Genomic DNA, 6,000 nt, shown 5'->3' with positions numbered 1-6,000 from the left:
CACGACATCGACGACGGTCACCATCATCATTGCCAGCAAGGCAATGCCGGCGACGGTCAGCGCGATGCGGCTCAGCCAGGTACTGAGACGAAGCAGGGCGTTCATGATGCGTTCAGACCCTCCGACGTCGGCTGATCGCCTGCGGTGGCACATTTCTCGCGTGCCGCCTGGGCCTGCTGATAGACCTCACGCGCCGGCAGTCTCTTTTTCTCCAGATCGTTCAAGTACTTATCGGTGGCCTGCTTGAGTGGGGGGCCCCAGGCGGGATCGTTGAGCGGGTCGGCAATGGTGAGGATATGGTCATCCTCACCCTTGGCCTGGGCTTCCTTGCGGCCGGCCAGATCGACGTTATCGAACACTTCACCGGCCTTGAGCGCCCACTTCATGCCGCTATTGTCATCGATGACTTTTTTCAGGTTGTCAGGCAGGCGCTGGTAGGCGCGCTCGTTCATGGTGGCGATGAACATCAGCGTGTAGAGCGGCATCTCGGTGTGGTAGTCCGCCAGCTCGTTCAAACGAAACGTCTTCATCCCTTCCCACGGCAGGGTAACGCCGTCGATCACGCCGCGCTGCATTGAGGTGTAGGCCTCCGGTGCTGGCATACCAACGGGTTGAGCACCGAGTGAGGTCAACAATTCGCCTACAACATTGGTGGGGCGACGGATACGCAAGCCGGCGAGATCAGAGGGCTTCTCAACCGCCTTGTCGCGGGTGTTGATGAAACCGGGGCCGGTGGTGAACATGAACAGTACGTGGGAGTCACGGTACTCATTGGCTAGCGCGCCGCCCTGGTCATACAGCGTCTGGGCAATGCAGGCTCCCTGCTGGGCGCTCTTTGAGATGCCAGGCAATTCGACGATCTGGGTGAGCGGAAAGCGTCCGGCGGTGTAGCCCTGTGCGGTGATGGTGATGTCAGCTACGCCGTTGACCGTCGCCTGATAGGACTGGGCTGCCTTGGACAGTGTCTCGGAAGGGAAGACCTGCACCTTGAGCTCACCGTTGGATTCCTTCGCGACGGTATCGGCCCAGTTTTGTACGATCTGCTGGTTGATTTGCGATCCGGCCGGCCAGAAGTGGGCGAAGCGCAGCGTGGTATCAGCATGGGCCGTTAAAGAAAAAGTGACAGCTAAAGCGAAAGACGCAGCAATAGAGGAGGGCCGGGGTATTGGTAACATCATTGTTATTCCTCATTCAGGCTAATGTTCGTTATTTGACGGCAGAATAAGCATTTTCACATTGTGGATACGCTTAGTAGCATCCTATAGCCAGTAATTAGTGATGCATTATCGAGATCTCATCACATGGAAATAAAGTAAAGCACTATGCTGTAAAAGGGATGAGAGCACTTTATTTGCTGGTGTCTTAGCGTCAATGATGTGACAGCTAAAGGGGTAATGCGTTATGTCGAAAATGCCATGCCATTTGTTTATGTATAGTTATCAATTAGTTGTAGATATATACTTAAGGAAATTCTTATTGATAAAGGGCCATCTTCGCTTAAGCGGCTCTATACGCAATTTATCTGGGCTGGGTGGCACATCGAAAATAATCCTTTGCACAGGTAAGCCATGAGCGGCCATATTAGTCACAAATAATCGCAAGAAACAATTGCCTAGACATATACATTATAAAAGTTATCATTTTTGAAATTTACATGGTTCAAGCGAATAATTTAAATCTGACATCAAGATCTGATCATTATGTGGCTGCAGAAAATAGGCATCATAATTACTGGGAAATGAGAGACGCTTTATCTATTGGGCAGTCAAGATTTATTGATAATAACACTTGTGCTTGGGATGTTGTTCGAATCGAATTTACAACGACGGCTCACGTTAAAAGTATCGATGCACCACTCTGCCTGTCAGATATCCTGAATAGGAAAATTTCAAAATAATTTTGCGCGTCTGATTAATAGTCAGGCATTGCTGGCAGCTAAAATAAGAGAAGTTCATATCTGGTCTATATAAACTCCATATACCGGGACTGGCAATAATCTGCATTCCACCTCTTAACTATATTCGACGCCGACGCCGTGAAGTCTAGACTGGGCACGGTAGCCTTGGTTTGCCCGAAGAGTCTCTTGTGCTAATTTTCCCTATGCCGCAGCGTAGGTAACGCATGTCAGGACGCTACGAGATATTTGGCGATGGGGCGTCAGCACCGTGATGATAGGTAGGTGTTAAACGGAAACTGCTGGATTCTTTGTTCTAGGACTATGACGTGACCTGCTAGGTTAAGATTCCAAGAAGTGATTTCAAGAGTAACAAAGTCAGCTGATACTAGATCCCATCTGTGAGAAGTCGAATGCGGGGCAAAAGTGTTTATTGGCGCGCAATATGAGAAGAGGATGTGGAAGGTGGCGATACAGTAGGCCTGATACAGGTGCTCAAGCAGGCAGGTCCTTGAAAAAAGATGGACACTAAGAGGACGTTGGCCTTCCAAACCATCCTGAAACGGAAGTATATAAACGAGCACTTAAAGAGAGCTCGCCACGATAGCTACAAAACGAGAAAATCTCTAAGCAGCAAAAAACACTTCCTTCGTTTGTCTACAAATGATCTTGGCAAGCCTGCTAAGAGCGAGCCTTACCAATAAGCTTCGACACTACAAGACGTATCAGCATGAACAAGGAACAACTTATCAAGGTAATGGGTGAGCAAGCATGAAGGTAGTCGTCAGATATTTCAAAAAATCGAAGAACGCTTTATTCGTAAATTTCAATTTCGAAACCGGAGTCACATCTCATGGGGAAACATAAGCGCAGCAATGCTCCGGTAGGAAATATAGACAAGGCGCGAGCGCGACGTGTCCGACGTGAAAAGGAGCAAAAGAAGTATGACAAAAGTGGTGCAATCCTGCCGAAAAACGAAGGCGAACGTCAGGATCAAGAAGCTTTTCTAAAGTGGAAGGCTGCAAGCAGTAAAGCAATGGCTGAACGGCGGCGGCAGGCCGCACTGCACCGTGAGGCTCTCGATAAAAAATGGTGGGTGAGACTGTACCGGTTATTGACAGGCAGACGTGACTATCCATTTGATGCCACCCGCAAGAGCAGACGTTACAAAGACAAGCGGTCACGCTTGTGGTCCTCAAAGAGGCCTTGGTAAGTGATCAGTACTTTGATGGATTACGTCATGTGATTACTTTAATGATCACTATTGAGCTGTTTAACGCTAACCGAGGTTCATCTGCAATGTGGGGGAGTGTTCTATATTGAGCAGATCATTACTGATCTACTTCGGAGCGTAATAAAAGGAGTCGTAGCGATATATGGATGAACAGCAGGGGCCCGTGAACCTGGAGCAGATGCTAGAACGAATCGGGAAAGCGGGGCAAGACAGTAATCGCGTTACAATCGATGCTGTTATTTCAGCGGTAGGGCGCAGGGCATTTGGCCCGATATTGCTCCTGACCGGCATGATCACACTCATGCCCATTATTGGTGATATTCCAGGCATGCCCACGCTTATGGCTGTTCTGGTGTTGTTGGTCTCGGGGCAGCTTTTATTACGCCGAGACACATTCTGGCTTCCTAACTGGTTACTCAATCGATCCATTGCCTGTAATAAGCTAAACAAGGCATTGGATTGGATGCGTCCTCCAGCACGCATCATCGACCGTTTTTTAAAGCAACGTTTTACTTTTCTTACCCATAGGCTTGGTACGCATATCGTTGCCGTCTTTTGCATCATAGTTGCACTGGGAATGCCCGTAATGGAATTCATCCCGTTTTCTGCTAATGGTGCTGGCGTTGCACTTTCTATGTTTGGACTTTCACTTATTGCCGATGATGGTCTTATGGCGCTAATAGCCATGGGGGTTATCGGCATTACGTTAACGGTGATTTTATACAATCTTGTTTGATGAGCACTTTAATATATTATTCATATATGCCTGGGATTTGAAAAATTCACCTATATACAGGATACAAGTTGTTTTTGAATTTATATCTAGTTAAATGACAGATTATGTAATGAGTAAGTAAGCGTAATGTTGATAGTTTGCAATCAAAGCTATCGTGGCCGGGCAAAAACTTGGGTCCAGTAGCGCGAATATTTAGAGCTTTGCATATCGACTCTTGCTAAACCCATCTCGGTGAATGTGCCATTCATAATGTTGGCGCAGTGCCCAGGGCTAGCGAGCCAGCCGTTGATAACGGCAGTGGCAGATCTCTGCCCGGCCGCAATATTCTCACCGACGGCCTGCCATTTGTACCCCACGGCACTTACGCGGTCTCCAATTCTGGTTCCTTCCGGGCTGGCATGGCCGAAGTAATTGGTCTTCGCCATGTCTTTAGAGTGTTCCATCGCAGCGGCTTCGAGCTTACAGTTCCATGTTAACGGTTCCGCCGCCTCAAATGATTCATCGCCACACTGACGAGTTTGGCTACGAGCTTTGTTGACACGATCCAATAACGCCTTTTTGGTTTGATCTAGTTCGCAGCTACTAGCGCGAGACTGATCGCTGGCGGCTGGGCTGCCCGTGGATGCCAGTATTATTACATCATCTGCCTTGGCCAGTGTTTCAGGAGGATTAGCTTGAAGATAGCCCGTAGGACAAAAAAGGATCAATACAATTATAGGCTGCACGAAGCGAACAATAATGCAAGGCATAAATATGTACCTTAGTCCTGTTAGAAAGCTTTGCCGTGCGTACTGCTTGTGTCTATAGAGTACGGTAATGACCCGTTGCCTCGAACTTTATCGGCGTGGCCTGATAGGCTTGTTATGGCTGCTCAATAAAAGGGGGTGGAGACTATGAAAGTAGCAAATAAAACCACCGATGCTGCAAAAAAATGCCTTTAGCAGAACGATTATGGCATAAAACTGGTTTGGTAGGAGAGAAGAGGTTAATGCGTAAAAAATCAGTTTGGTATAGTAATACAACCCGAAAGGAAATGACAAATGCTGCTTGGTGCCGTTACCAAAATGTAATTAGATTAAATAGCAGTTAATATTTTTATTAGTGCTTCTTGGCGAGAAATGATTTTTGCTTATCAAGGTGAAAATATTTAACTGAACAATCTGAAGAGAAATTATAAAGCTATTTTTTAGTGGATGAACATTCATGTGATTATAATGCGAGATATTTATAACCTCAAAATATCTCTTTTATTAAGTTTATTGTTGTGATTTCATTGTCAGAATAAATCTAATTTTGGCCAAGAATGATATAAGTCATTTTATATGTAAGTTGGGTGGTGACGATATATTGTGCAAGTTATTATTTATAATAAGGATGAAGGATGAAGGATGAAGGATGAAGGATGAAGGATGTGGAAATATAGGAAGAAATTTACTTGGCAATATGGGCTATGTCGAGAGCTATATGCGCGGAGAGATCAATATTGACGACTTTGTCACCCATACGATGAAAATTGATGACATCAATCATGCATTGGAGTTGATGCATGAGGGGAAAAGCATTCGTTCCGTGCTGACGTTCTGATTGTGTCTCGGCAGTAGCGGCCACGGTTTATCCGAATTGCCACAAAGATAAGCCTGAACCGTGGCCTAGAGCCGGGTGTGATAGTGAGAGAGGCGAACGCCAAGGCGTTCGCCTCTTAAGACGGGCCCTGTCTGGTAACAGATAACGCGAAACTTCCTCCCTCATAACTTGAGACGTTGTCTTGCCGCGTTGCTTTATATTTGGCCCTTATACTATCCAGAGGGTTCCACATAGGAGACACGCACAGATTGGATCCGCTCTTAGCGGATAAAGTCGATAGCAACTTGTAAGAGTAGTTCCTCAATTGCTTCGGTAGCGGGGCGCTCTAGTTTTGCTACGGTTGCCCCAGCCAAGTTCCCATTATCCTCGCAGTAACGCCGTTTTTTTATTTTAGATGGCAGTCTCAGCTTCCAGCATAGCCAGAGCAATATTTACCCTGCGAACACATAGTCATTACTAATTAACATCTATCGAATATGAGCCGATAGATCAGTGTTCCTACTCGAAGCGCTTGGAGTGTGCCTGCAAGGTTAGTGCCCATACAGTCTCTTT

At 46.7% G+C, this 6,000-nt stretch carries 4 protein-coding genes and 1 pseudogene; 3 read left to right on the top strand and 2 right to left on the bottom strand.

The annotated features are described in order from the left end of the window. Positions 1 to 101: 101 nt before the first annotated feature. Positions 102 to 1,178, bottom strand: a complete 1,077-nt coding sequence (locus tag C3Z11_RS11225; protein ID WP_317450669.1) for a TRAP transporter substrate-binding protein — start codon at positions 1,176 to 1,178, stop codon at positions 102 to 104. 1,569 nt (positions 1,179 to 2,747) lie between these two features. On the opposite strand from C3Z11_RS11225, the gene C3Z11_RS11215 reads away from it, so the two are divergent. Both C3Z11_RS11215 and C3Z11_RS11210 read left to right on the top strand, forming a co-directional pair. After that, positions 2,748 to 3,107, top strand: coding sequence for a hypothetical protein (locus tag C3Z11_RS11215; RefSeq protein WP_106478030.1), 360 nt, complete (start codon positions 2,748 to 2,750; stop codon positions 3,105 to 3,107). Between the two features lie 163 nt (positions 3,108 to 3,270). Continuing rightward, a complete protein-coding gene (locus C3Z11_RS11210) occupies positions 3,271 to 3,864 on the top strand; it encodes an exopolysaccharide biosynthesis protein (protein ID WP_106478029.1) in 594 nt (197 codons plus the stop codon). Positions 3,865 to 4,013: 149 nt separating this feature from the next. Here the strand turns inward: C3Z11_RS11210 and C3Z11_RS11205 are convergent, their stop codons facing one another. Beyond that, positions 4,014 to 4,613, bottom strand: a complete 600-nt coding sequence (locus tag C3Z11_RS11205; RefSeq protein WP_106478028.1) for a CAP domain-containing protein — start codon at positions 4,611 to 4,613, stop codon at positions 4,014 to 4,016. 697 nt (positions 4,614 to 5,310) lie between these two features. Between C3Z11_RS11205 and C3Z11_RS11200 the strand changes: the two are divergent. Continuing rightward, positions 5,311 to 5,448 (top strand): annotated as a pseudogene (locus tag C3Z11_RS11200) (S-(hydroxymethyl)glutathione dehydrogenase); the annotation flags it as partial. Positions 5,449 to 6,000 lie beyond the last annotated feature (552 nt).

Source organism: Phytohalomonas tamaricis (assembly GCF_003012345.1).
GTDB classification, from domain to species: Bacteria; Pseudomonadota; Gammaproteobacteria; order Pseudomonadales; family Halomonadaceae; genus Phytohalomonas; species Phytohalomonas tamaricis.
The sequence above is the reverse complement of the archived record's forward strand: the minus strand, read 5'-3'. Positions and strand labels throughout refer to the sequence as shown.

Excerpts from the sequence above, each read along its gene's own strand:
- C3Z11_RS11225 (WP_317450669.1), bottom strand. The coding sequence starts at position 1,178 with ATGATGTTACCAATACCCCGGCCCTCCTCTATTGCTGCGTCTTTCGCT.
- C3Z11_RS11215 (WP_106478030.1), top strand. The coding sequence starts at position 2,748 with ATGGGGAAACATAAGCGCAGCAATGCTCCGGTAGGAAATATAGACAAG.
- C3Z11_RS11210 (WP_106478029.1), top strand. The coding sequence starts at position 3,271 with ATGGATGAACAGCAGGGGCCCGTGAACCTGGAGCAGATGCTAGAACGA.
- C3Z11_RS11205 (WP_106478028.1), bottom strand. The coding sequence starts at position 4,613 with ATGCCTTGCATTATTGTTCGCTTCGTGCAGCCTATAATTGTATTGATC.